This window comes from Lentzea waywayandensis (assembly GCF_900115955.1).
In the GTDB taxonomy this organism is placed as follows: Bacteria; Actinomycetota; Actinomycetes; order Mycobacteriales; family Pseudonocardiaceae; genus Lentzea; species Lentzea waywayandensis.
The window spans coordinates 342,189-365,753 of record NZ_FOYL01000009.1; the positions used below are offsets into that span (position 1 = coordinate 342,189).

Consider the following 23,565-nt stretch of genomic DNA (forward strand, 5'->3'; position numbering starts at 1 on the left):
CGCTCGGCGCCGTGCTCGTACGGTGCCCGCATGGTCGAGCTTCCGGCACCGCTGGCACAACTCGCGGCCGAACGCGGCCTCGGGCCGTGCGACCACCGGTTCCGCCGGCGGGTCACGCTCTTCACCGTGCTGGGCCTGGTCGCGGCGGCCGCGGTCGTCTTCCTGCTGCTGACGCTCACCGCGGCACCGCTGATCATCCTCTCGTTGCCGGTCCTGATCGCCCTGCTGTTGCTGCACCGGCGGCGCGGCGCCGGCCTGTACCTGTTCGACGGCGGGCTCGTCGTGGTGAGCGGCTGGACGGCACCGCGGGTCGTGACGTGGGAAGAGGCCCAGGACTCCGCGGTCAGGCTGAACGGCACCTACGAGGACTTCCAGCGGGCGGCGACCATCATCCGGTCGCGCGCGAGTTCCCGAGACTGACCAGCAGCTCCCGCAGGATCGCCAGCTCACCGGGCGTGAGCTGCGCTTCGGCCGTGCGGGCCAGCAGCACCAGCAGGTGGTTCGCGGCGGCCGCCAGGTCCGACTCGGCCTTCGACGTCACCAGGATCGAGCTGAGCACCGCCTCCCGCGTCCGTTCGGACAGCCGGTCCATGCCCGGCCCGGTGGGGTTCGCGATCAGCAGGATCGTGGTGCCGACGGTGGCCGCGTGGACGGTCTGCACGGCGTCGTCCACCGGCATGGTCAGCAGCCCGGCCTCGTCGATCCGCGTCATCCTTTGCTGCAGGATGCGCTGCCCCTGTGCCATGGACGGGTGGGGTTTGGTGCGGCCGCCGTACATCAGGCCGTAGATCGCGGGGTTGCGCAGGCCGAACTCCACGTGGCCGTCCCAGCCGCGGCGCAGGTCCTCGACCGGATCGGAGGACGGGGCCAGGTCGCGCTTCTCGGCTAGGTACCGCTCGAACCCGGCGGCGGCGACGGCGTCGAGCAGCCCGTTCTTGTCGCCGAAGTAGTGGTACACGGTCGGCGGCGTTACTCCCGCCGCCGCGCACACGTCACGAATCGACGCGCCCACGCCCAGCTCGGTGGCCGCGGCGAGGATGCGGTCCCGGACCTGGGATTGCTCGCTCATGTGGCCGAACTATCGCGTTGTAACTGCGATACACAGCAGCTTGCCACTGTTACAGAGCAAGCCGCGGTGAACCGGTGGGGCACCTCTGTCCGTAACCACCCGTGTGAGCCGATTCGCCGTTCTCGCGCTACTGGTGTGCCTTGGTGCCTGTTCCGCGCCGTCGGAGCAGGAGACCGCCTCGCTGGACGAACTGGAGGCCGCTGCCGGTCCGGTCGCGGGGCCCACCCAGGTGTTGCCGGGAGACATCGCGAGACTGCAGGTCGAGGAGTCGCCCGCGGTCGGCGCCATCGTCGCCGACCGCGAGCACAACACCCTCTACTTCAACGTCCAGGACGGCCCGTCGAAGTCGACCTGCCTCGAACCCGAGTGCACGCTCGTGTGGCCGCCGCTGCTGGCCGCGGGCGGCAGGATCGAGGCGCCCGGCCTCGACCAGGCGTTGCTCGGCACCACGAAGCGCCCGGACGGCCTGGAGCAGGTCACGTTCGCCGGCAAGCCGGTGTACCGCTACGTCGACGACGAAGGCGCCGGCGACGCGACCGGACACGGCGTGGACGACCGCTGGTTCGCGATCTCCCCGAGCGGGGCCAAGGCCTCTCGCTGACGAGGGCGAAAATTCGGCGTGGCAGCGCGACAGCGCGGCGTGACGCCTAGGCCACACACTGGAACCGGCTGCTCTGCCGAGTAGCCGGTTTGTCGCGTTCGTGTTACTCAAACGATTCGTTTGTACCGGAAATCCCGAAACCGGTTTCGCGCGGAACCGGTTTCAGGTATCAACTGTGAGAGCGCTCCCATAGACGCTGCCGCCGCACGAGCCCTCTCGGAGACCACATGGATCGCGACGACGTGCCCTACCTCGACGCCACGCTGCCCACCGCAGAGCGGGTGGCCGACCTCCTGGGCCGCATGACGCTGGCCGAGAAGGTCGGCCAGATGATGCAGCTGGACTCGAGGGAGGACCTGGACGACCACGTGCTGCGCAAGCACGTCGGTTCGATCCTGCACACCTCGCCCGAACGAGTGCTGCGCGCGCATGACCTCACCACGCAGACACGGCTGCGTGTCCCGTTGCTCATCGCCGAGGACTGCATCCACGGCCACTCGTTCTACGAGGGCGCCACGATCTTCCCCACCCAGCTCGGCATGGCCGCGAGCTGGGACCCCGACCTGGTCGAGCAGGTCGCCCGCGTCACCGCCGTCGAGGCCGCCGCGACCGGCGTGCACTGGACGTTCTCGCCGGTCCTGTGCATCTCGCGGGACCTGCGCTGGGGCCGGGTCGACGAGACGTTCGGCGAGGACCCGGTGCTGATCGGCGAGCTCGCGGCCGCCATGGTCCGCGGCTACCAGGGCGACGGGCTCGCCGACGAGACGGCGATCCTCGCGACGGCCAAGCACTTCGCGGGCTACTCGGAGACCCAGGGCGGCCGGGACGCGAGCGAGGCGGACCTGTCGCGGCGCAAGCTGCGGTCGTGGTTCCTGCCGCCGTTCGAGCGGGTGGCCCGTGCGGGCTGCGCGACGTTCATGCTCGGCTACCAGTCCACCGACGGCGTGCCGATCACGGTCAACTCGTGGCTGCTGGACGAGGTGCTGCGCGGCGAGTGGGGCTACAAGGGCACCCTGATCACCGACTGGGACAACGTCGGCCGCATGGTCTGGGAGCAGAAGCTCCAGCCCGACTACGCGCACGCCGCCGCGGCCGCCGTGAAGGCCGGCAACGACATGATCATGACGACCCCGCAGTTCTTCGACGGCGCGTTGCAGGGCGTCGAGGAGGGGTTGCTGGCCGAGTCCGACCTCGACCGCGCGGTCACCCGGATCCTGACGCTGAAGTTCGACCTCGGCCTGTTCGAGAACCCGCGCAGGCCCGACGCCGAACGTCAGCGCGTGATGATCAACCACGACGACCACGTGGCGCTGAACCTGCAGGTCGCGCGCCGTTCGCTGGTGCTGCTGCGCAACGACGGCGTGCTGCCGTTCGCCCAGGGCAAGGGCAAGATCGCCGTCGTCGGTCCCCTCGCCGACGACGCCCAGACCCAGCTCGGCGACTGGGCCGGTTCGTCCGGTCAGGCCGACTGGCTGCCCAACGGCCACCCGCGCGAGATGATCACGACGGTCCTCGACGGGCTGCGCGAGCTCTCGTCGCAGGAGGTCACGTACGCCCGCGGCGCCGACATCCTCACGCTGGAGCCGGACCCCGAGGGCGACACGTTCCCGGACGGCCAGCCGCGCCCGCCGGTCGTGAAGGCCTGCGCGCCGGACGCGAACCTGATCGCCGAGGCCGTCGCGGCGGCGCAGGACGCCGACTACGTGGTCGCCGTCGTCGGTGACGTGATCGAACTGGTCGGCGAGGGCCGTTCCACCGCCACGCTCGACCTGATCGGCGGCCAGATCGCCCTGCTGGACGCGCTGGCCGAAACCGGCAAGCCGCTGGTCGTGGTGCTGCTCGCGTCGAAGCCGCTGGTGCTGCCCGCGTCGGCGCGCAACGCCGCCGCGCTGCTCTGGGTGGCCAACCCCGGCATGCAGGGTGGCCGGGCGATCGCCGAGGTGCTGCACGGGCTGGTCGAGCCGAGCGGCCGGTTGCCGATCTCGTTCGCGGAGCACGCCGGTCAGCAACCGACCTACTACAACCAGATCCGCGGCCAGCACGGCACGCGCTACGCCGACCTGACGCAGGAGCCGGCGTTCGCGTTCGGCGAGGGCCTGTCGTACACGACGGTCGAGTACGGCGACCTGCACGTGGAGACGGCGGTGCTACGTCCGGACGAGACGGTCAAGGCGTCGATCACGTTGTCCAACACCGGCTCGCGGCCCTCCCGCGAGACCGTGCAGGTCTACGTGAGCGACGCCGTCACGTCGGTCAGCTGGGCGGACAAGGAACTGAAGACGTTCCAGCAGGTCGACCTGGAGCCCGGCGAGACCGTGAAGGTCGAGCTGGAGCTCCCGGTCTCCGCCTGCACGATCGTCGACGCGGCCGGGCTGCGCGTGGTGGAGCCGGGTGAGTTCGTCCTCCTGGTGGGGCCGAACTCCAAGGACCTCCGCCGCGCCGAGTTCACCGTAAAGCCACAGTATTGAAGAGAGCGGGAACGATCGTGAGGTAGCGGGGAGGGATCTCCACCGCCTTCGTGATCGCCTTCTTCACCGCCGGGACCAGGTCCGCGTCGACCAGTGCGACAGCGGGCCTGCCCGGCGGGTCGATCAGCATGCTGGCGCCCCTCGCGCCGGCGGCCAGAGCGGCTTCGACCACCGCGTCCTGCTCGGGATCCGGGTCCTGAGCTTGGTGGTACGCCGTCAAAGCCACGCCGAGATCTTCTGCCTGCCGCGTGTACGGTCGTTCCACCTGCGGTTCCTGGCGCCGGACCCTCGTGTCGACGACGAGCAGCCGTTGGCCGGGCAGGTCGAGGGCTTTCGCCTGCGGCTCTTCGAACCGCTCGCCGGCGAGGTCGCGAAGTGCCAGCCCCACCGCGGCTTTCAGGGCCTCGCCCGCGGACAGACCACTCCCCTGCGGCAGGTCGACGCTGCACATCAACGCGGCGCCGCCCGTCGCCTCCAGCCCCGCCGCCCACGCCGGGACGTCGTCGGACGGCAGCAGCGCGCGTTCGGTCGGCCGGTTCACCGAGACGAGTTCGAGCAGGCCGTCGTCGCGCCGATCCCCTGCCACGATGGCACCCCATTTGGCGTGCACCTTGACGGCGCCGCCGAGCAGGTTCAGCACGCCTGGCGCGTACCAGACACCTTCGGCGGGCCGTCCGAACGTGCGCCGGAACGCGTGCGGCACCAGCCTGAGCTCCGGCGCGAGCTCAGGCCGATCCGCGATGTCCATCACGCCTGCTCTGCCGATGCCTTCTGGGCCAGCAATCGGTAGGCGTTGCCGTTGCCGGTGCGCGCGGCGAGGAAGCGGTTGACCGTCTGGTCCAGCGCCAGCGCGACGAAGAACGCCGGGATTCCCAGCGACCACACCAGGAAGCTGCGGGTCCGGCGGAGCCTGACCTTCTCCGGACGCCACGGAGCCGGCGTGCGCGGTGCCTTGTCGCCCAGCCACAGCAGCAACGCGAGTGTGAAGTCGTTGCAGAGGTGGGCTTTCGCGCGTTCGGTGGCCACTGTGGTCAGTCCGCGGTCGGCCAGGGCGTGCTCCAGGTTGCCGATCGGCATCATGTGCTGGTGCTGCGGCTGGAACCACGGCATCCAGTACTGGCCGAACAACCGGCCGAGCCGCCATTCCGGGTCCGGCAGCTCGATCAGCAGGTAGCCGCCCTCGGGCAGCACGTCCGCCGCGATGTCGAGCTCCTCCCACGGATCGCGCACGTGTTCCAGGTAGTGGTGCATGCTGATCACGTCGTAGCGGCCCTTGAGCTCGCCCGCGAAGTCCTTGAAGCTGCCCCGGTAGGAGTTCTCGATCCGGCCGAGCCTGGCCGCGTCCTCGATGGCCGCGCCCTGGTCAAGTCCGTCGAACGTCGTCTGCGGCAGGACCTCCTTGGCCCCCAGGCAGAAGTGGGCGTGCCCGGAGCCGACGTCCAGCCAGCGTTCGGGTTTCGTGAACGGCTCGACCATCCGCGCCCGGCCGTAGTACGGGTCGGTCTTGCCGGAGAACACCGCTTCCGCCGACGTCTCACCGAGGCCGTCGTAGAAGTCGCGGTAGTAGAAGCCCAGGCCTTCCTCGGTCAGCCGCGGGTTCTGCCAGACGTGTCCACATCGGACACACCGGTCCATCGTGAACGTGCCGGGCTTGCGCTGCACCAGGTCCGTCGCGGTGACCCAGCGGCGCAGGTCCGTGCTCCCGCACGACGGGCAGTTGTCGCGTGGGGCCTCGTGGAAGTTCCGGTCGCGGTTCTGCTCGTACCAGGGCGTGGCCTCCTTGAGATGCTCGGCCTGACGGCGTTCGGCCGTGGACTTCTTGCCCCCGGAGGTCTTGAACCACAGGTAGGGCGTGCGCAGGATTCGCGGCACCCACAGGTCACGCGGCTGCAGCGGCGTTCCGGCGAACACCAGGATCGGGTGCGCCCAGTACGCGGCCAGTGCGACGAGTCCCCACTGCCAGTTCGTGAGCAGGGCGCCGATCACGGTCGCGTAGCCGATGACCGAGCCCGCGATCCACAGCGACGGCCGCTTCCCGAGCCGCCGCAACGTCGCCGCGCGGTACCCGAGGTCGTACGGACCGGCCTTGAGCCCCGGCGCGACCGCGATGTCGACCTGTGCGTGCACGTGGTCCTTGACCCGCCGCACGTAGGCCACGAACTCGGTCGGGTCGTCGGGGTTGACCTCCTCGACGTACTTGTCCCGCACCAGGACGGCCTGCGACGCGCTGATGCCGCGCGCCCACTGGTCGTCGCGGTACTTGCCGGGATCGAACGCGCCGAGCAGGTCCAGCGCGGCCACCGTGGGCAGGTCGCGCGGCACGAGGTCGACGAGGTCCGCGTCGGTCTCCCACGAGCCCTCCGGATGGACCCCGGTGGCGGTGAGAAGCGAGTGCTCGCTCACGCCCGGAGCGAGCACTCGCAGCTTGGACGCGCGGGAACGCAGGCGCAGCACGTCCAGCAGGACGACGAGCACCACCAGCACGGTGAGGATCACCCGGCCACCACCTTTTCCAGTCGGTCGGCTGCGGCCGCTGCGCCGCCTGCCGCCAAGAACGATTCGCGCACCAGCCCGGCGGCGGCCGCGTACTCCGGCTCGTCCAGCACGGACTCCAGTGCGCTGCGGATGTCTGCCGCTCGCGCCCGCGAGTAGGTCAGCCGCACTCCGGCGCCGGCCTGCACGACCTGGGCGGCGACGGTCGGCTGGTCGTCCCGGATCGGAGCCACCACCAGCGGCAGCCCGTGTGCCAGCGCCTCACAGACCGTGTTGTGGCCGCCGTGCGTGACGACCGCGTCCAGGTGCGGCATCAACGCGAGTTGTGGCACGGACGGCAGCATCAGGACGTTCGGCGGCGCGGGTCGCGGTTCGGCGACCATCACGACCCGGACGTCGAGTCCGGCCAAGGCTTCCAGGGCCTGGCCCAGGAAACGCTCGCCGGCGGGACCGTTGAGGGTGCCGAGGGACACGAGAACGCACCGCGCCCCCTGCCCGCCCAACGTCTCTTCCCCCCGCACCAGCCACTCCCACGGGAAGTCCACCCGTTCCACCCGGTGCGCGAGCGCGGGGCCCACGAAGGCCACCTCGTCTCCGAACTCCTGCCCCACCAGCGCCGCCGAGCTGTAGACCAGCACGAGCAGCTCGGAGAACCTGATGTCCCCGTCGGCGAAGTCGTGCAGCAGGTCGCGCACCCAGGCGTCGACCTTGGGCATCGTCCTCAGTGGATTGACGAGCTCGGCGGAGGTGCTGGCCGAGGTCACCCAGGGCACGCCGGCGTTGCGCGCTACCAAGGGGCCTGCCAGCGCCTGCTGATCGGCGACGATCACGTCCGGCTGGAAGGCTCGGACCGCCGCGTCGACCCCCGGCACCATGGAGTGCCCGAGCGGGATCAGGAACTCCTCCCAGAAGAACTTCAGCACCGCCATCCCGCGCAACGCGAGCCAGCGCTCCCGTTTCGCGCGGATGTCGGCTTCCAGGAGGTCGTCGATCGCGGGGAAGATCCGCGCGTTGTCCGGCAGGAGTGGTTTCAGGGTGCCGGGGTGTCCGACCCACGCCACCTCGTGCCCGCGCGCCAGCAGCTCGCCGCCCACGGAGGCGGTCGGGTTGACGTGGCCGGTCAGCGGCGGCACCACGAACAGGAACCGGCTCATGACGGCAACCAGTCCAGCAGCACGTCGAGCAGCTCGGCCGTGGCTTCGCGGAGCACCGTGTGCCCCAGGCCGGTCACGACGTGCAGGCGGCAGGCCGGAATCCGTTCCTGGAGCTCCGCGGCGGCCCCGATCAGCTCGGACTCGGCGCCGTACACCCCGAGCACCGGGCACTGAACCTGGGTGAGGTCGAGCTTCGCGCCGGAGCCGAGGTCGTCGATCAGCGTCGTGCCGTTGAGCAACGCGTTGGCGTTCACGGCGAGCTTCGCGATCTTGCGCTGGCCGAGGGCCATCAGCTGGTCCTGCGTCCGGTCGAACTCCAGGCCCAGCGCGGCGACCGTCAGCGTGTTCGTGATGTCCTCGAACCACGCGTCGCCGACCACTCCCCCGACCGCCGACTCGACCAGCACGACGCCGCCGACGCGTTCGGGCGCCTGGACGGCCGCGTGCATGGCGACGACACCGCCGTAGCTGTTGCCCAGCAGGAACACCGGCTCGGTCACGCCGATCTCGTCCAGCACGGCGATCAGGTCCAGCGCGCTCTCCTCCGGCGTGTAACCGGACGGCGGCCGCTCGGACAGGCCGTGCCCGCGCAGGTCGAACAGCACGGTGCCGAACCCGGCCTGGGCCAGTGGCGCGGCGAGCGTGTAGTAGAAGCTGGACAGGTTGTCCATCACCAGGCCGTGCACGAACACCACGGTCGGCGCGTCAGTGGGCCCGAGCCGCTGCACGTGGAAGCGCAGCCCTCGGGCGTGAACGTCAGACACGAGCCGTGATGTGGTCGACGAGGCGGCCGACGGACATCGCCATGATCTCGTCGATGTCCATGTCCGCCAGGAAGGCCACGAGATCCACGCCGTAGTGCGCGTTCAGCTTGTCCGCGAGGGCGACGAACTCGATCGACTCCAGGCCCAGGTCGTCGCTGAACGTGGTGTCGCGAGTGATCTCCACGCCCAGCAGGAAGTCCGGCCCGACCACCTCGGTGATCAGCTTGGCGACCTGCTGCAGCACCTCGTCCATCACATCTCCGTTCGCACGCGGGCCGCGGCTCGCCCTTGTTCTGAAATGACTTCGATTCGTGGCACCGCGAATGCGCCGCGGATACGGCCGTCAGCGGTCACGGTCAGCTCCGCCGGATAGACCGGTCCGGCCCCGCGATCCCACAGCCACGCGCGCACGGCGTCCTTCGCCGCGATCACGCGCAGCAGCCAGTCGCGCTGGGCGGGCACATCCAGGTCGCCGTAGTGCCGTCGTTCGGCGGAGTTCAGGTAGCGGCGCATGATCAGGTCGCGTGTCGCGCTGTCGGACCAGTTCTCCGCGACCCGCAGCCACTCGCCGTCCTGTGTGGACAGCATTTCGGTTCCCGGCTTGAGCTTGACCTGCCAGATGCGGTCGTCCGTGGTGAAGCGACGGGTGGTCCAGCCGGTGATCCGGCACCACAGCGCGCCGTTCACGGTCAGCTCGGCGTCGGCGATCATCACCTGCTCGGTGACCTCGCGGATCCACGCGGTGCACTGGACGTCGGCGGTCGGTGCCGGTCCGTGGAACGTCACCCTCTCGATGCCGGTGGGCAGCACGGTCTGGTCCTCGGTGCGGCAGACCTGCATCCAGTGGCCGATCAGCTGCCCTGCGCTGTCCAGCAACGCTCCCGGCGCGGGCAACGGTGTCAGCACGCCCGCGATCCCGTCGTTCGCCAGGCAGTCGATCTTCGTGACACCCGCGAACGCCGGTCCGTGGAACATCCAGTTGTCCTTGTACAGCTCATCCGCGGACACCGGCGCCTCACGAACGCCTTGCAGCTCCTTGCTTTCGGACTGGACCGCCTGCGGCGCCATCAGCACGATGCCCTCGGCGTAGTCGCCGACCTTCACGATCACACGGTCCTGGCCTTCCGCGCGGGCGGAGATCTTCACGGTCGTCGCGGGCAGGGCGGTGAGCCAGCGCTTGGCCTTGACCTGCGCGAACCCGTGCACGGTACCGCCGGTGAGTCTGCGCGCGGCGTCCGCGAACACCTCCAGCAGGCCGGTCGCGGGCACGATCGGGAACCCGTCGGAGAGATCAGGCCAGCCGGGTGCCTGCGGGAACACCGAGTGGTCGACGAGCTCCGGCATCGTCCGCAGCGAGAACTCGCGGGTGAACCCGGCCTCGTTCGGCCTGAGCGCGCCGACGACCTCGCGTGCGACGGCGTTGGTGTGGGCCAGGAGCTTGTTGACGGCAGCCGACATCGGGCTGTCGTCGGCCACCAGCACCGGTTCGATGCCGAGCGCGTCGAGCCTGATCTTCGGTGTACCGAGCTTGAGCTTGACTTTGTGGGCCGTGCCGCGCTTGAGCCCGAACGCCCACAGCGCTTCCGGCGCGATGTCGGCGTTCACGGCGATGTGCGGCCGGTCGTTCAGCGTGTCCCCGATGAAACCGGGCAGACTGCCCTGTCCGATTTGGACGAACGCGCGGAATCCCGCGCCGTGCAGGCGTTCCAGCAGCGGCCGGAACCGGACGGGCTCGACCAGGTGACGCAGGACCAGTTCGCGGACCTCGTCGGCCCCCATCGGTTCGAGGGAGTTCGCCGACCACACCGGGATGTCCGAGGCGCGGACCGGCAGTGCGTCGAGCATCTCCTTGGCCCGGCCCAGGTACGGGGCGAGTGCCGGGGTGTGGAAGCCGGTGCGGAACGGCATCAGCTGCGCCATCACGCCGTTGGCCTTGAGGGTGACCAGGACCTGTTCGAGGCTGTCGATCGGGCCGCAGATCACCGACTGGTGCGGGCAGTTGTCGTGGCTGACCGTCACCCCGTCGATCAGGTACTGCTCGGCGGTGTCGGCCGAGCATCCCAGTGCGGCGTAGGCGATGTCGACGACGGCGACCGCGCCGGGTCCGAGCGCGCCGACGAACTCGTCGATCGTCGGGTAGATGCCGCCGACGACCATCGCCGTCCACTCGCCCATGCTGTGCCCGGCGAGCGCTCCCGGCGTGATGCCGAGTGCCATGAGCTCGCGGGCTTCGCGGCGGCCGTCCTGGAGCAGTCCGACGGCGTGGTCGACGACCTCGCCGCTGAACTCGCGCTCGAAGCCGGGGAACACGAACGCGACCTGGTCGGTGCCGGTCAGCAGCGGTTGCGGGGAGAACCAGATGTCGTGCCGGCCGGGCCACGCCTTGCCCTGGGCGAGCACGCGTTCGGCGAGCTTGAGCTTGCGGTCGTCCGGGTTGCCGATGGCGAGCCGGAACGCCCTGTCGGCGCTGGACGTGCGGCGTTCTGCCAGCGCTTTGGCGAGCTCCTCCGCGGTGTCTGCGGCGAAGGTCATCACCGGCTTGCGCGGCTTGGCGATGGTGTGGCCGTCGAGCACCGCGTGAGCGTTGATCCCGCCGAACCCGAACGCGTTGACGACCGCGCGGTGCCGTCCGGTCCACTCGCGAGCGGTCGTCACGGGCGTGAACCTGGTGCCGGTCAAGCTGCTGTGCGGGTTCTCGACGTGCAGGGTCGGCGGAAGCGTGTTGTGGTGCAGGGCGAGCGCGGCCTTGATCAGCCCGGCCATGCCGGCGGCGGGCATCGCGTGGCCGATCATCGACTTCACCGTGCCGATGCCGATCTCGTCGCCCTGCCCGCCGAACGCGTTGATCATCGTCTGGAGCTCGGCGGCGTCCCCGGCGGGCGTGGCGGTGCCGTGCGCCTCGATCAGTCCCGGTGGGTTCTTCTGGGGATCGAGGTCCGCGTTGGCCCAGGCCCGTTGCACGGCAAGGAGCTGACCGTCGGGGTTGGGCGTCATCATGCTGGTCGCGCGGCCGTCGCTCGCCGTGCCGATGCCGCGGATCACCGCGTAGACGCGTTCGTCGCCGACGTCCTCCAGGCGCTTCAGCACGACCATGCCGACGCCCTCGGACAGCAGCGTGCCGTCCGCTCCCGCGTCGAACGGCCGGATGCGTTCGGTCGGGCTCAACGCCCTGAGCTGCGTGAAGACGCTCCACAGCGTGGGGTGGTGGCAGACGTGGACGGCGCCGGCGAGCATGGCGTCCGCGCGGCCCTCCTGGAGCTCGCGGACGGCATGCTCGACGGCGACCAGCCCGGACGCGCAGGCCGCGTCCACCGTGTAGGCGGTGCCCCTGAGGTCGAACCGGTTGGCGATGCGCGACGCCGCCAGGTTCGGCACGAGGCCGATCGAGGCTTCCGGCTGTTCCGGTCCGAGGCGATCGCGGATGGCCTGGCGGACCGTGTTCAGCTCAGTGCCGGCGATGTTCGGGAAGAGGTCCCGCACCACCGACATGACCTCGTCGGCGAGCCGGACCCGTTGATCCAGCCGCGCGCAACCGGGCGTGAGGTACCCGCCGCGTCCCACGACCACGCCGACGCGGTCCCGTGCCGGCAGGATCGACTCGCCGCCCGCGTCCGCGATGGCCTCGGCGGCGGTGGCGAGGGCGAGCAGCTGGTCGGGCTCCGCGCCGTCCACTGTGGACGGCATGATGCCGAACCTGGTCGGGTCGAACTCGGCGAGGTCGTCGACGAACCCGCCCTTGCGGCAGTAGAACCGGTCGCCGGTCCTGCTGTCCTGGTCGTAGTAGGTGGCCGGATCCCAGCGTCCGGGCGGGATCTGACCGATGGCGTCGACGCCGCTGACGATGTTGCGCCAGAACGTCGCCGCATCGGGGGCACCGGGGAAGACGGCGCCGATCCCGACGATCGCTATGCCTCCCATCGGTAGACCACCTGCACGTCCTGACCGTTCGCGATCTCGTTCAGCAGCGCGTCCACGCCCTGCTTCGGCTCGATCAGCGGGATGCCGCGCCGCCCGTACTCGTCGGCGAGCCCGACCGCCATGCCGGCACCGGCCCAGGGACCCCAGTCGACGGCGACGACCCTGCGCTGAGCACCCCAGAACCTCGCCATGCGGTCCAGCGCGTCGTTCGCCGCCGAGTAGTCGGCCTGACCGCGGTTGCCGAAGACACCGCTGACGCTGCCGAACAACACGAGGAACCCGTCGCCGAACGCCTTGGCGCCGTTGACCTTCGTGGCCCAGACGCGGTCGAACGACTCCTGCGTCTTGGCTTCGATCAGCTTGTCGTCCAGCACTCCGGCGCCGTGGATGACGCCGTCGATCCGGCCGAACCGGGCCTTGACGTCGTCGATCACCTGGCCCACGGCCTCGGCGTCGGTGACGTCGCACTCGTGGTAGCGGACACTCGATGCCTTGGCGCGCAACCGTTCCATGGTCTGACGGACTTCGCGTTCGGCGAGCACCCTGCGCGCCTTGGCGGGCACGTTGTCCTTCTCCCCCAGTTCGAACAGCGCCTTCACGAGCTCGGGCTCGGTCGTGGCGTGGCTCAGCCGGTGGTCTTCAGCGGCGATCGGAGTGCGGCCGATCAGCTCGATGTGGCAACCGGTGCGCTCGGCGAGTTCGATCGCGGCGAGCGCGGTGATGCCGCGGGCGCCGCCGGTCAGCAGCACCACGCTGTCGGCGTCCAGGTCGAGGGTTCCTGCTTCGAGGTCACCCGGAATCGCCTCGATGACCTGTCGCCTACCAGCCTGGTAGCCGACGACCGCCGGACCGGGCCCGATCTCGGCGAGCAGCGCGGTGGCGATGTCGCGGTGGCTTTCCTTGGGGTTGACGTCGACCGAGCGCACGACGAGGTCCGGGTACTCGAGCGCGGCCGTGCGGATCAGCCCGTGCAGGCCGATGTCCGCGGGCAGTTCGTCGGGCGTGTGGTCGAAGCCGAACGTGCCGCCGCCCGTGGTCACCACGACGAGCGCGACCCCGTTCGTCACGCACTGCTTGACCTCGCTGAAGGCCTCGGGCAACCGTGCCTGGAGCCGGATCACGACGTCGATACCGGTCAGGTCGTCCGGGAACACCGGTTCGATGCGCGGGCGGGCGGTGTGACGTTCGAGCAGGTCGGCGAGTTCGAGGCCGATCCCGTTGTCGTCGATGATCAGCACGGTCCTGCCGGTGAGGTCGGCGGGTTCGGCCGGCTCGGCGGCCACGACCTGCGGCACGAGCCGGACGAGCTTCCCTCCTGACACCGGCAGCGCGAGCACGGGCGCCGGGGCGGGCAGTGCCGGGGCCTCGCCGAACCACGCGACGATCCCGTCGATCGTCTTCAGCTGGGCCAGTTCGTCGACTTCGCCGGTGGCGCCCAGTTCCTGGGCCAGCTCGCCGACGATCTCGGCGCGCTTGATCGAGTCGATCGACAGGTCCGCTTCCAGGTCCAGGCCTGGCTGCAGCATCTCGACCGGATAGCCCGTGCGCGTGCTGATCGTCTGGAGCACGACCGCCCTGACGTCCTTCGTCGCAGCGGTGACCGGGGCAGCGGAGCCGAACCAGCCGACGATGCCGTCGATGGTCTTGAGCTGCGCGAGCTCGTCCACCGAGCCCGACGCGCCCAGTTCCGACACCAGTTCGCCGACGATCTCCGTCCGCTTGATGGAGTCGATCGACAGGTCGGCTTCCAGGTCCAGACCCGGCTGCAACATCTCGACCGGGTAGCCGGTGCGGGCGCTGATCGTCCGCAGCACCACCGTCGCGACATCTTCCTGCGGCTTGGCCTGCGGTTGCGGCACGGCGACCACCGGCTGGTCGATCACCTGCCTCGGCGCGGGCACCGCGGCGGGTTCGGTGCCGAGGTAGCTCAGCAGCACGTCCCGCTGCGCGCTCACCGCGTCCCGCATCCCGTCGAGGAACTTCTCGATGATCTCGTCGCGCCCCAGCCCGGAACCGACTCGGAGAGTCGGGAACTCGGTCGCGGGCCGAAGCCCACCGGGCAGTGCGTCGCCGTTCGCGTCCCGCACGAGTCCTCCATCCACGTACCAGCCCGGCCGTGGCGGCACGACCGTGGCGGGTTCGGCCCTGTCCTCGAACAGCGGTGCGGTGTCCACCTCGACACCGGCGACCGCGAGAGCTGCCACTGTGCGCAGGAACGTCACGTGGTCGTCGCAGCGCAGCGCCTGGTGCGGCCGGTCGCCGAGGGTCTTGCCGACCAGTGACGTCAGCACGCCGCCGGGGCCCGCCTCGACGAAGATCCGGGCGCCCGCCGCGTACATCGACTCGATCTGGTCCACGAACCGCACCCGGCCCGCGAGCTGCTCGGACAGTCCGTCGCGCACATCGGTGTGAGGAGCGGCGGAGACGTTCGACCACACCGGGAACCGCGTCTCGCCCAGGGAGATCGCCGCGAGCCGGGCCGCGAACCGGTCGCGGGCACCGGCCATCAGCGGGCTGTGGAACGCGGCGGCGACCGGGATGTTCTTCACGGTCAGACCAGCGCTCTTCAGCACTTCGACGGCGTTGTGCACGGCCTCGGCCGGGCCGGAGATCACGACCTGGTCGGGCGCGTTGTGGTTCGCCACCACGACGTCGGACGGCAGCAGGGCCTCGACCTCGGCCACCGCGGCCGTCACGGCGGCCATCGTGCCGGGGTCCTCGCCGACCGCGTCCAGCATCGCCTCGGCACGCGCCGCGCTGAGCTCCAGCAGTTCGGCGGCCCCGAACGCACCGGCCGCCGACAGCGCGACCAGTTCGCCGTAGCTGTGGCCGCCGGCCAGATCCGGCCGCACACCGACGGAGTCCAGCAGCGACGTGACCATGAGACCGGCGATGCCGAGCGTGGGCTGGGCGTTGCGGGTGTCGGTGATCTCCGCGCGCTGCCGGGACACGTCCTCGGCGGTCAGCGCGGCCGGCGGGTACATGACCCGCTCGTAGCGCGCGTCGAGGAAGTCCTGCAGCCGCGGGAAGGCCGTGACCAGGTCGAGCAGCATGCCCGGACGCTGGCTGCCCTGGCCGGGGTACAGGAACGCGACCTGTGGCCGCTCCCCCGACCTCAGCGACACCACGCCGGACTCGCGCCAGGCCTCGACGTCCGCCAAGGCCTTCCGCAGGCCCTCGTGATCGCTGACCACGAACGCCGCCTGAACGGTGCCTTCACCGCAAGCCGCGGCCAGCGAGCGCAACGGGGTGCGCACGTCGACCAGCGCGGCGAGGCGGGCGGCTTCCCGTTGCGCGGCAGCCTGGTCGTCGCCCCGGATCAGGAACAGCTCCGCCGGCCACGCCTTCAGGCCGTGGCGGGGTTCGTCGGCGCCGGTGTAGCCCGCGATCACGGTGTGGAAGTTCGTGCCGCCGAACCCGAACGCGCTCACGCCCGCGACCCGGTTCTTGCTCGCCCACGTGCGGTGACCGAACGCGAACGGCGAGGTCTGGGCGTCCCAGAAGGCGTTGGGCTGCTTGACGTGCAACGTGCCGGGCCGCAGTCCGGTGTGGACGGACAGCGCCGCCTTGATAACGCCCGCGAGTCCGGCCGCGCACTTGGTGTGGCCGATCTGCGACTTGACCGAGCCGATCGTGCAGGTGCCGGGTTCGACGCCGGAGAACATCTCGGTCAGCGACGCCAGTTCGGTGCGGTCGCCGACCACGGTTCCCGTGCCGTGCGCCTCGACCAGCCCGACGTCGGTGACCGGCAGCCCGGCCGACGCGTACGCGCGGCGCAGGGCGCGTTGCTGGCCTTCCGGACGTGGCGCGGTCAGGCCCAGAGATCGGCCGTCGCTCGACGCGCCGATGCCCTTGATCACCGCGTAGACCCGGTCGCCGTCCCGTTCGGCGTCGGCGAGCCGCTTCAGGACGACGGCGGCCACACCTTCGCCGAGCGCGATGCCGTCCGCCGCCGAGTCGAACGTGGCGCACCGGCCCTTGGCGGACAGGGCTTTCACCGAGGCGAACATCTGGTAGTCGTGCGCGCTGTTGTGCAGGTCGACCGCGCCGCACAGGACCATGTCGCTGGTGCCGCCGATGAGTTCCTTGCAGGCCACGTCGAGCGCGGCGAGGCTGGACGCACAGGCGGCGTCGACCGTGTAGTTCGCGCCGCCGAGGTCGAGCCGGTTCGCGACGCGGCCCGCGATCACGTTGCCGAGCACGCCGGGGAACGAGTCCTCGGTCAGCTTCGGCAGGTGGTCGTCCAGGCCGTTGATTCCCAAGGCGGGCAACGCGGTGCGGACCGTGTAGGCGTTCGCGAGGTCGGCACCCGCTTCGGCGCCGAAGATCACCGACGTGCGTTCGCGGTCGAACACCCTCGTCTGGTAACCGGCGTCGGCCAGCGCTTTCGCCGCCACTTCGAGCGCCAGCAGCTGGGCGGGTTCGATGGAGGTCAGCGACGCGGGCGGGATCCCGTATGCGAGCGGGTCGAAGGCCGTGCGCGGGAGGAAACCGCCCCAGCGGAACGGGCTGCCGTAGCGTTCGGGCGACCAGCGGTCCGGCGGGATCTCGGTGATGGAGTCGGTGCCCGCCAGGACGTTCGCCCAGAACTCGGTGACGTCGCGGGCGCCCGGCATGATCGCGGCCATGCCGACGATGGCGACGTCCAGCGGTGCGGACTCCACGCTCTCCGAACCGGTCTCGGGGACGATGCCGGAGACGATGTCCTCGTGCAGCTGGGCGATCGTGGTGCGTTCGGACCGCAGCGTCGCGACCTGGCCGATCATGAACATGCCCTCGCGGCGCTGTTCGTCGTCGCCGACCTCTTTGAGGACACCGTCATCGCGGACGAGACCACGGCTGGCGAGCCGGAGCCGTCCCAGGTTGAGCTGTTCGAGCTTCTCCCAGCTCTCCTGCTTCGACAGTCCGGTGAGCTCGGCCCGTGCCTGCTCGAAGGTGTCCACATAGGACGTCTGGGCGCACCGGACGGCGTGACCGGGCGAGGTCTCCAGCAGCGCGGTGTCCTCGCACTCCAGCGCGACCTGCTGGAACACCGGCCGGATCGCGCCGTGCGACACGGCTTCCTCGGTGAACAGGTAGGCGGTGCCGACGAGAACGCCGATCGCCGCGCCCCGTGCCGCGATCGGCGCGGTCATGGCCGAGATCATCGCGGCCGAGCGGGCGTCGTGGATGCCGCCCGCGAACAGTGCGACAACGTCCTTCTCACGTCCCCGCAGCACGTCGATCTGCTGCTGCCACAGGGTGAAGCTGGTGCGAGGACCGGTGTGCCCACCGCACTCCGAGCCCTCGAAGACGAACTTGCGCGCGCCCTCGTCGAGGAACCGGCGCAGCAGCGCGGGCGACGGCACGTGCAGGAACGCCTCGATGCCGGCGTCCTCCAGCTCACGTGCCTGCGTGGGCGTGCCGCCGGCGACGATCGCGTACTTCGGCCGGACGGCCAGCACGGCCTCCATCTGCCGCGCCCGCAACTCGGGCGGCGCGAAGCCGAGCAGTCCGACGCCCCACGGCCGGTCGCCGAGCTTCTCCGCGGTGTGTTCGAGCAGCGTCCGGACCGCCGGACCCTCCATCAGCGCGAGCGCGAGGAACGGCAGCGCGCCACCCTCGGCGACGGCCGCGGCGAACGCGGGCTGGTCGCTGACGCGGGTCATCGGACCCTGCGCGATGGGGTAGCGCAGGCCTGGCACGCGGTCGCAGAACGGTCCGCCCGACCGGATCGAGCGGTACTCACCCGCCAGGGTGAGATTGTCCCGAATGCCCCGTGCAATCGCGCCTACGACGCCTCCGACGGTCCCAAACGAGGTACGGTAGAAATCAGCCAAGGAACCTTCTTGACCAATTTCGAGCGTGTTTTGACGAACATGAACGCGTAACCCGCGGTTCACGACGGTGTCGGCGCCATCCATCATCCGGACGGCGTTGACAATTTCGCCGGAAATATGTTTTCGAGCCTCCGCGACGAGGGTGAGCTGGCCTTCCAGCACCACTCCGCGCGCACCGCCCGCGACCGCCGCGGCAGCCGTGTCGGGGCCGATCGAGCCGGCCACCCAGACCGGTAGATCGGTCAAGGCGAGCACCTGCTGGAGCAACACGAACGCGGGCGAACCACCCACTCGGCCGCCTGCTTCAGCACCCTTGGCGATCAAGCCCGTAGCTCCGAACTCGATCGCCGCAGCGGCTTCCGCCACCGAGGTGACCACCGCGAGAAGACGGCGTTCACCCAGCTCAGCAAGGTTCGGCGAATAGCGGACAAGATCGACTACGACGGTGTCCACGGCTTCTGGCAGCGGCACCGTCAGCGGTCCGTGCAGTCTCACCCCGAACGCGCGCGGGTGACGCGCGGCCACGCGGGCGAGGTCGGCGGCGGCGTCCGGCCCGAGGTCGAGCACGCCGAGGCCACCCGCTCGTTCGGCCGCGACCACGAGGGCCGGGTTGGGGGTGCTGAACGGACTCAGACACAGCACCCGTTCTCGATCCGACAGCATGTTCACTGTGCTCACTTCCTCACCCTGCAGGGGTGGGGAGAAAGGAATTCAGCTAGGGTTACTACCGACCGGTACGGTTACAGCGCGCTCACCGTACGCACAAACCCGAGGCGCCGTCGAGAGGGTGGTGAAACTTTCTCACATACGTAACCTGACGAATGGCCCCGGATGGCGGGGCGTCTTACTCCAGTTCGCGGATGGCGCGATGTGCTATGGCAGGCCGAGCACCTCCGTGATGTCCGCCCGCACAGACACCGCCCGTTCACCAAGATCAGCAGGCACCTCGTCGTGGTCGGTGTTGATCCGTACCAACCGAGCGCTTGGCAGGCCGCGGACCAGCGATTCCACCGGCCGGCGAATGACCGTGGGCGTGCTGAACCCGGCGCCGATCTCGATCACGAGCACACTGTGTTTTGAACGAGCAACCAGTACAGGAAGGGTGTCCCCCAGAGGGAGGCGCCAGGGCGCCGCGTCCCCGCAGGCGCGTAGTGGTCGGGCACGTACTCCGGCCCCTTGTGCACGTTCAGGAACACCTCTCCCCGCAACGCGGACATGACGGCACCGTGCCGGACTCCCCCGTCAAGACGTCGTAGGTGGCCAGTGCGGCCTCCACGATCGGCCTGCTGGGCCATGTTTCCCGCGTGCACGGCGTCTCGCACTGGTAGCGGCCGTAGTCGCCCTGCGGCGTCCACACCCGGTCCTCCGCGAAACCGTTGCGGGCGAACAGCCCGTCCACATTGGACGTCAGTACGAAGTGGTCACGGGTACCGACCAGTTCCCGCAGCCGCGTGTAACAGGGTTCGGTCCTTCACCGAACCGGATGTCGTTGACGTGCACAGACCAGTAACCCCACAGCAATCTGGGCGGCAGCGGCAGCCCGATCAGCTGGTACCTCGCCGACAGACCTTTCTCGTGCAGCACCGGGAACAGCTCGGCGAACCGTTCGGTGTCCGAGTAGTCGTAGCCCGCCGCCAGTCCCGCCCCTGCCGCGACGAGTACACGATCGGCCTCGTCCAGCCACCGTTCCAGCGTCACGACAACTCCCGGTAGACAGCCTCGTCCTCACCTCTGAACACCACGCGGACGCAGGCGTGCATCGGCTGGAAGCAGCCGAGCAGGGCATCGTTGGCGGCGTTGACGATCGCGTCGGCCCTGAGCCGGGTGATGTCGCCCCGCCACACCGCGATCGGCGCCGGCAGTGTCAGGGCGTTCGCGAGCGGCCGCTGCTGACGTTCGCCGCCGAGCAGCGCGTCGAGCACGGCGACGAGCTCGGGGTCCAGCGGCGCGGGTTCGCGGACGGTCAGCACCGCGCGCAGCATGCGGCGCCGGTCCCCCGCCTCGCGCGGCAGCCGGAACCGGCCGACCCACGGGTCGTCGCCGAGCATCCGCAGGGCGAGACTCGTCAGCAGTTCGAGTTCGCCGGCGGGCGCGGGCGCACTGAGCGGGCGGAAGGGCTCGTCCAGTGCGACCGCGTGCCGGTAGTCGGGCAGGGTCGTGAGCACGTCAGAACAACCCGTTGGTGTGCGGCAGGGCGGCCGGGATCGGCGCGATGACATCCCAGTGCTCGACGATCCTGCCGTCCTGCACGCGGAACAGGTCCCAGTACGCGACCGGCTCGCCGAACTCGCCTTCCGACTGGAGCAGAACGAGATCGCCCTCCGCCACGACCTGGTGCACCGTCTTGTAGACGAGGTTGCGGCCCTCCCCCGCCCACTTCGCCGCGGCCGCCCCGAACCCGTCGAGCCCGTCCGCGGCCTCCGGGTTGTGCTGGAGGTAGGTCTCGGTGGAGATGTAGTCGGTCAGCACCGAGTAGTCGGCGTCCTGCAGGATCCGCTGGGCGAACTCCTGGACCAGCTCGCGACTGCGTTCGGTGCCTTCGGCGGCGGGCAGGGCGGCACCGTCCGTCTGGGACCGTCCACTCGCGGTGTTCCCGACCACGGGCGTGAGCGCGTCCCAGTGTTCGGCCAGCTTGCCGTCCCGCACGCGGAACAGGTCGAACGCGACCAGCGGCTCCGGCCCGAAACCGTGGTAGACGCCGTGCAGGGCAACGAGATCGCCGTCCGCGATCACGCGCGCCAGTTCGTAGCGGAAGCCTTCCGGCAGGTTCGCGACGAGCCCGCGCAACGCCTCGGGTCCGTCCGCGATGAGCGAGCTGTGCTGGCGGTAGTCCGCGGCCACCCACCGGTCCACAGCGGACGGGTCCTTGTCGCCGAACAGTTCGCCTGCGGCCTTGAGCACGAGTTCCTTGTTGTCCATGGCTCACACAGTGCTCCAACGGCCGCGTCCGAACGAGGTAGGATCACGCCTCACCATGGTCAGAAGTGGACAGGTCGCGCAGTTCGGCTTCAGCAACCCCGACCGCGGGCAGCTGGGCCTGGAAGCGCTCGACCTCGGCGTGCTCCGCCGCAGGCTCACCGAGGACACGCTGACGAAGGTGCACCGCACCGACTTCCACCAGCTGTTCCTGTTCACCGCGGGCACCGGCACCACCATGGTCGATTTCGTGGACCACCCGTGCTCGCCCGGCACGCTCCTGCACGTCAGCCCCGGCCGCGTGCTCCGCCTGCCGACGGGCGCGGCGGAAGCGTTCATGGTGCTTTTCACCCCGGCGTTCCCACCTCTGGCGCTCAGCCCGTTCGGACCGGTGCGGCACCTGGTCCCCAAGGCGGAACTGGCGGTCTTCAGCCGCGCCGTGCAGGAACTCAGGCAGGAGTACCGCCGCAACCTGCTCACCAACGAACCGGTCGACCTGCTCCGCCAGTTGCTCGGCGCGTTGCTGCTGCGCGTGGCCCGCCTGCCCGGTTCCGTTGCGGGGCAGGGCGACGCTCGGTTCGAACGCTTCCAGCAGGAGTTGGAACGCTCGTTCGCGTCCACGCGCAACGCCGCCGAGTACGCGGCCCGCATCGGCTACTCGACGCGCAGCCTCAACCGCATCTGCCTGGCCGCGACGGGCCGGTCCGCGAAGGCGTTGATCGACGCCCGCGTGACACTGGAGGCCAAACGGCTGCTGGTGCACACCGATCTGTCGTCGGCGGCGATCGGGCACCGGCTCGGGTTCAGCGAGGCCACGAACTTCACGAAGTTCTTCGCCCGCGAGACGGGTGTGTCACCCGGCGCGTTCCGCGAGTAGCTGACCGAGGGCGGGGCGGGCGATACCGGCGACGAACGGGTTGCTGTCGCCTCGGCGGGCGAGGGCGAGCACCGAGAGTTCCATCGCCCAGCCTCGCGCGCACACCCAGGTGGCGTCGTCGAACTCGGTGAGCTCGCGCCGGAACTGCCTGCTGCCTCGTTCGTCGAGGAACAGCCACGCGGTCATGAGGTCGCCCGCCGGATCACCGGCGGCAGCGCAGCCCCAGTCGATCACGCCGGTCAGCTCGCCATCGACGAACAGCAGGTTTCCCCGGTGGAGGTCGGCGTGCACCCAGCGGAGCGGCCGGTGCCGGCGCGGGGCGCTGACCGCGTCCTCCCAGATGGCGGTGAGCCGCGGGTCGCCGCCGAGCTTCGCGATCGCCCAGCGCACACCCGTGTCGCTGACGGAGATGTCGTGGCGGCCGCGGTAGGTGGTCCACGGTTCGCCCGTGGTGTCGACCTTCTGCAACGCCAGGAGCACCTCGGCCAGACGTGCCCCGGTGTGCGCTGTGGCTCAACTCGGTGAGTTCGAGGCCGTGCCAGCGCGGGAACTGACTGCGGATCAGCCCGTCCACAAGGGACACGTCGATCCGCGTCAGTCGTCCCACCCCGGGCAGAGCTGGTCGAGGGTGCGGCTCGCGATACCGGCGAGGAACTTGTTGGTGTCGCGGTAGTACGGGAGCGCGAGGACGGCGAGGTGCAACGCCCAGCCCTTCGCACGCGTCCAGATGGCGTCGTCGAACTCGGCGAGTTCGCGCCGGAACTGCTTGCGACCACGTTCGTCCAGGTAGAGCCAGGCCGTCATGAGGTCCGCCGCCGGATCACCGACGCCCGCGCTGCCCCAGTCGATCACGCCGGTCAGCTCGCCGTCGCGGAAGAGCAGGTTGCCGACGTGCAGGTCGGCGTGCAGCCAGCGGCCGGGCCGGTCCCAGCTCGGGGCGTTCAGCGCGTCCTCCCAGATGGTGACGAGCCTTGGATCGCCGCCGACCTGCGCGATGCAGGTGCGGACGGGGTCGTCGTGGTCGGAACCGTCCACCAGGCCGCGACCGGTGGTCCACGGTCGTCCGGTCGCGTCGATCTCGTGCAGTGCGCGAATGAAGGCCGCGAGCCGTGACGGGGTGTCCTCGCCGACGTCCTCGATCGAGGCGGTCTCGCCGTCGAGCCAGCGCACCACCGACCACTGGTACGGGTAGCTCTCCGCCGGTTCGCCCAGCGCGACCGGTTCCGGCACCGCGACCGGCACGTGCGGCGCGACCAGCGGAACGATGTCGGCTTCCTTGCCCGCCGCGTCCTTGGCCCACTCGCGGCGCGGCAACCGCACCGCCAGGTCGTCGCCCAGCCGGTACAGGGCGTTGCTGGTGCCGCCGTGGGCGACCTCGCGGATCGGCAACCCGTGCCAGCGCGGGAACTGCGTGCGGACCAGTTCATCCACAAGGGACACGTCCGTGGCGGTCTCGCCGTCGAGCATCGATCAACTCCCCCAGTGG

At 70.2% G+C, this 23,565-nt stretch carries 18 protein-coding genes and 1 pseudogene; 4 read left to right on the top strand and 15 right to left on the bottom strand.

The features are described from left to right. The first annotated feature begins 30 nt into the window (after nucleotides 1–30). Nucleotides 31–420, top strand: coding sequence for a hypothetical protein (locus BM417_RS31375; RefSeq protein WP_143138873.1), 390 nt, complete (start codon nucleotides 31–33; stop codon nucleotides 418–420). Here the strand turns inward: BM417_RS31375 and BM417_RS31380 are convergent. Continuing rightward, nucleotides 389–1,069, bottom strand: a complete 681-nt coding sequence (locus BM417_RS31380) for a TetR/AcrR family transcriptional regulator (protein ID WP_093601983.1) — start codon at nucleotides 1,067–1,069, stop codon at nucleotides 389–391. The two genes, BM417_RS31375 and BM417_RS31380, sit on opposite strands and share 32 nt — an antisense overlap. Nucleotides 1,070–1,172: 103 nt before the next feature. Here BM417_RS31380 and BM417_RS31385 point away from each other — a divergent pair, with 103 nt between their 5' ends. Continuing rightward, complete coding sequence (locus tag BM417_RS31385; RefSeq protein WP_177320702.1) at nucleotides 1,173–1,670, top strand: COG4315 family predicted lipoprotein; 498 nt, start codon at nucleotides 1,173–1,175, stop codon at nucleotides 1,668–1,670. A gap of 227 nt (nucleotides 1,671–1,897) precedes the next feature. After that, the gene (locus BM417_RS31390) at nucleotides 1,898–4,138 is read left to right on the top strand and encodes an exo-beta-d-1,3/1,6-glucosidase (protein ID WP_093601987.1); all 2,241 of its coding nucleotides are present in this window, start codon (nucleotides 1,898–1,900) and stop codon (nucleotides 4,136–4,138) included. Here the strand turns inward: BM417_RS31390 and BM417_RS31395 are convergent. The 12 genes from BM417_RS31395 to BM417_RS31440 form a co-directional block, all read right to left on the bottom strand. Continuing rightward, a complete protein-coding gene (locus BM417_RS31395) occupies nucleotides 4,116–4,886 on the bottom strand; it encodes a hypothetical protein (protein ID WP_093601989.1) in 771 nt (256 codons plus the stop codon). The genes BM417_RS31390 and BM417_RS31395 overlap by 23 nt on opposite strands. Then, nucleotides 4,886–6,634, bottom strand: a complete 1,749-nt coding sequence (locus BM417_RS48735; protein ID WP_218164621.1) for a class I SAM-dependent methyltransferase — start codon at nucleotides 6,632–6,634, stop codon at nucleotides 4,886–4,888. The genes BM417_RS31395 and BM417_RS48735 overlap by 1 nt, the downstream gene beginning before the upstream one ends. Next, a complete protein-coding gene (locus BM417_RS31405; protein ID WP_093601991.1) occupies nucleotides 6,631–7,785 on the bottom strand; it encodes a glycosyltransferase in 1,155 nt (384 codons plus the stop codon). Before BM417_RS31405 ends, BM417_RS48735 begins: the two co-directional genes overlap by 4 nt. Beyond that, a complete protein-coding gene (locus tag BM417_RS31410; RefSeq protein ID WP_093601993.1) occupies nucleotides 7,782–8,549 on the bottom strand; it encodes an alpha/beta fold hydrolase in 768 nt (255 codons plus the stop codon). The genes BM417_RS31405 and BM417_RS31410 overlap by 4 nt, the downstream gene beginning before the upstream one ends. Further along, nucleotides 8,542–8,802, bottom strand: coding sequence for an acyl carrier protein (locus tag BM417_RS31415; RefSeq protein ID WP_036014077.1), 261 nt, complete (start codon nucleotides 8,800–8,802; stop codon nucleotides 8,542–8,544). Before BM417_RS31415 ends, BM417_RS31410 begins: the two co-directional genes overlap by 8 nt. Continuing rightward, a complete protein-coding gene (locus BM417_RS31420; RefSeq protein ID WP_093601995.1) occupies nucleotides 8,802–12,467 on the bottom strand; it encodes a type I polyketide synthase in 3,666 nt (1,221 codons plus the stop codon). Before BM417_RS31420 ends, BM417_RS31415 begins: the two co-directional genes overlap by 1 nt. Continuing rightward, nucleotides 12,455–18,964: a type I polyketide synthase gene (locus BM417_RS31425; protein WP_245822274.1), complete on the bottom strand. Its 6,510-nt coding sequence runs from the start codon at nucleotides 18,962–18,964 to the stop codon at nucleotides 12,455–12,457. Before BM417_RS31425 ends, BM417_RS31420 begins: the two co-directional genes overlap by 13 nt. Before the next feature lie 195 nt (nucleotides 18,965–19,159). Further along, the gene (locus BM417_RS48740; protein WP_218164622.1) at nucleotides 19,160–19,348 is read right to left on the bottom strand and encodes a hypothetical protein; all 189 of its coding nucleotides are present in this window, start codon (nucleotides 19,346–19,348) and stop codon (nucleotides 19,160–19,162) included. 124 nt (nucleotides 19,349–19,472) lie between these two features. After that, entirely contained in the window at nucleotides 19,473–19,685 is a 213-nt protein-coding gene (locus BM417_RS48745; protein ID WP_218164623.1) for an SIR2 family NAD-dependent protein deacylase, read from the bottom strand. Between the two features lie 8 nt (nucleotides 19,686–19,693). Continuing rightward, on the bottom strand, nucleotides 19,694–19,984 hold the full coding sequence (locus tag BM417_RS48750) for a hypothetical protein (RefSeq protein WP_218164624.1): 291 nt from the start codon (nucleotides 19,982–19,984) through the stop codon (nucleotides 19,694–19,696). Then, nucleotides 19,981–20,451, bottom strand: coding sequence for a macro domain-containing protein (locus BM417_RS31435; RefSeq protein ID WP_093601997.1), 471 nt, complete (start codon nucleotides 20,449–20,451; stop codon nucleotides 19,981–19,983). Before BM417_RS31435 ends, BM417_RS48750 begins: the two co-directional genes overlap by 4 nt. 1 nt (nucleotide 20,452) lies before the next feature. After that, on the bottom strand, nucleotides 20,453–21,205 hold the full coding sequence (locus tag BM417_RS31440; protein WP_093601999.1) for a nuclear transport factor 2 family protein: 753 nt from the start codon (nucleotides 21,203–21,205) through the stop codon (nucleotides 20,453–20,455). A gap of 55 nt (nucleotides 21,206–21,260) precedes the next feature. On the opposite strand from BM417_RS31440, the gene BM417_RS31445 reads away from it, so the two are divergent. Next, nucleotides 21,261–22,079, top strand: a complete 819-nt coding sequence (locus BM417_RS31445) for a helix-turn-helix domain-containing protein (protein WP_093602001.1) — start codon at nucleotides 21,261–21,263, stop codon at nucleotides 22,077–22,079. Here BM417_RS31445 and BM417_RS31450 read toward each other — a convergent pair. Together BM417_RS31450 and BM417_RS31455 are read right to left on the bottom strand one after the other, a co-directional pair. Then, nucleotides 22,056–22,571, bottom strand: a pseudogene (locus BM417_RS31450) (phosphotransferase); the annotation flags it as partial. The gene BM417_RS31445 and the pseudogene BM417_RS31450 overlap by 24 nt on opposite strands. Before the next feature lie 102 nt (nucleotides 22,572–22,673). Further along, nucleotides 22,674–23,546, bottom strand: coding sequence for an aminoglycoside phosphotransferase family protein (locus BM417_RS31455; RefSeq protein ID WP_093602005.1), 873 nt, complete (start codon nucleotides 23,544–23,546; stop codon nucleotides 22,674–22,676). Nucleotides 23,547–23,565 lie beyond the last annotated feature (19 nt).

Coding starts and splice junctions, on each gene's coding strand:
- BM417_RS31415 (WP_036014077.1), bottom strand. CDS start 8,802: ATGGACGAGGTGCTGCAGCAGGTCGCCAAGCTGATCACCGAGGTGGTC.
- BM417_RS31380 (WP_093601983.1), bottom strand. CDS start 1,069: ATGAGCGAGCAATCCCAGGTCCGGGACCGCATCCTCGCCGCGGCCACC.
- BM417_RS31445 (WP_093602001.1), top strand. CDS start 21,261: ATGGTCAGAAGTGGACAGGTCGCGCAGTTCGGCTTCAGCAACCCCGAC.
- BM417_RS31455 (WP_093602005.1), bottom strand. CDS start 23,546: ATGCTCGACGGCGAGACCGCCACGGACGTGTCCCTTGTGGATGAACTG.
- BM417_RS31405 (WP_093601991.1), bottom strand. CDS start 7,785: ATGAGCCGGTTCCTGTTCGTGGTGCCGCCGCTGACCGGCCACGTCAAC.
- BM417_RS31420 (WP_093601995.1), bottom strand. CDS start 12,467: ATGGGAGGCATAGCGATCGTCGGGATCGGCGCCGTCTTCCCCGGTGCC.
- BM417_RS31390 (WP_093601987.1), top strand. CDS start 1,898: ATGGATCGCGACGACGTGCCCTACCTCGACGCCACGCTGCCCACCGCA.
- BM417_RS31395 (WP_093601989.1), bottom strand. CDS start 4,886: ATGGACATCGCGGATCGGCCTGAGCTCGCGCCGGAGCTCAGGCTGGTG.
- BM417_RS31375 (WP_143138873.1), top strand. CDS start 31: ATGGTCGAGCTTCCGGCACCGCTGGCACAACTCGCGGCCGAACGCGGC.
- BM417_RS31440 (WP_093601999.1), bottom strand. CDS start 21,205: ATGGACAACAAGGAACTCGTGCTCAAGGCCGCAGGCGAACTGTTCGGC.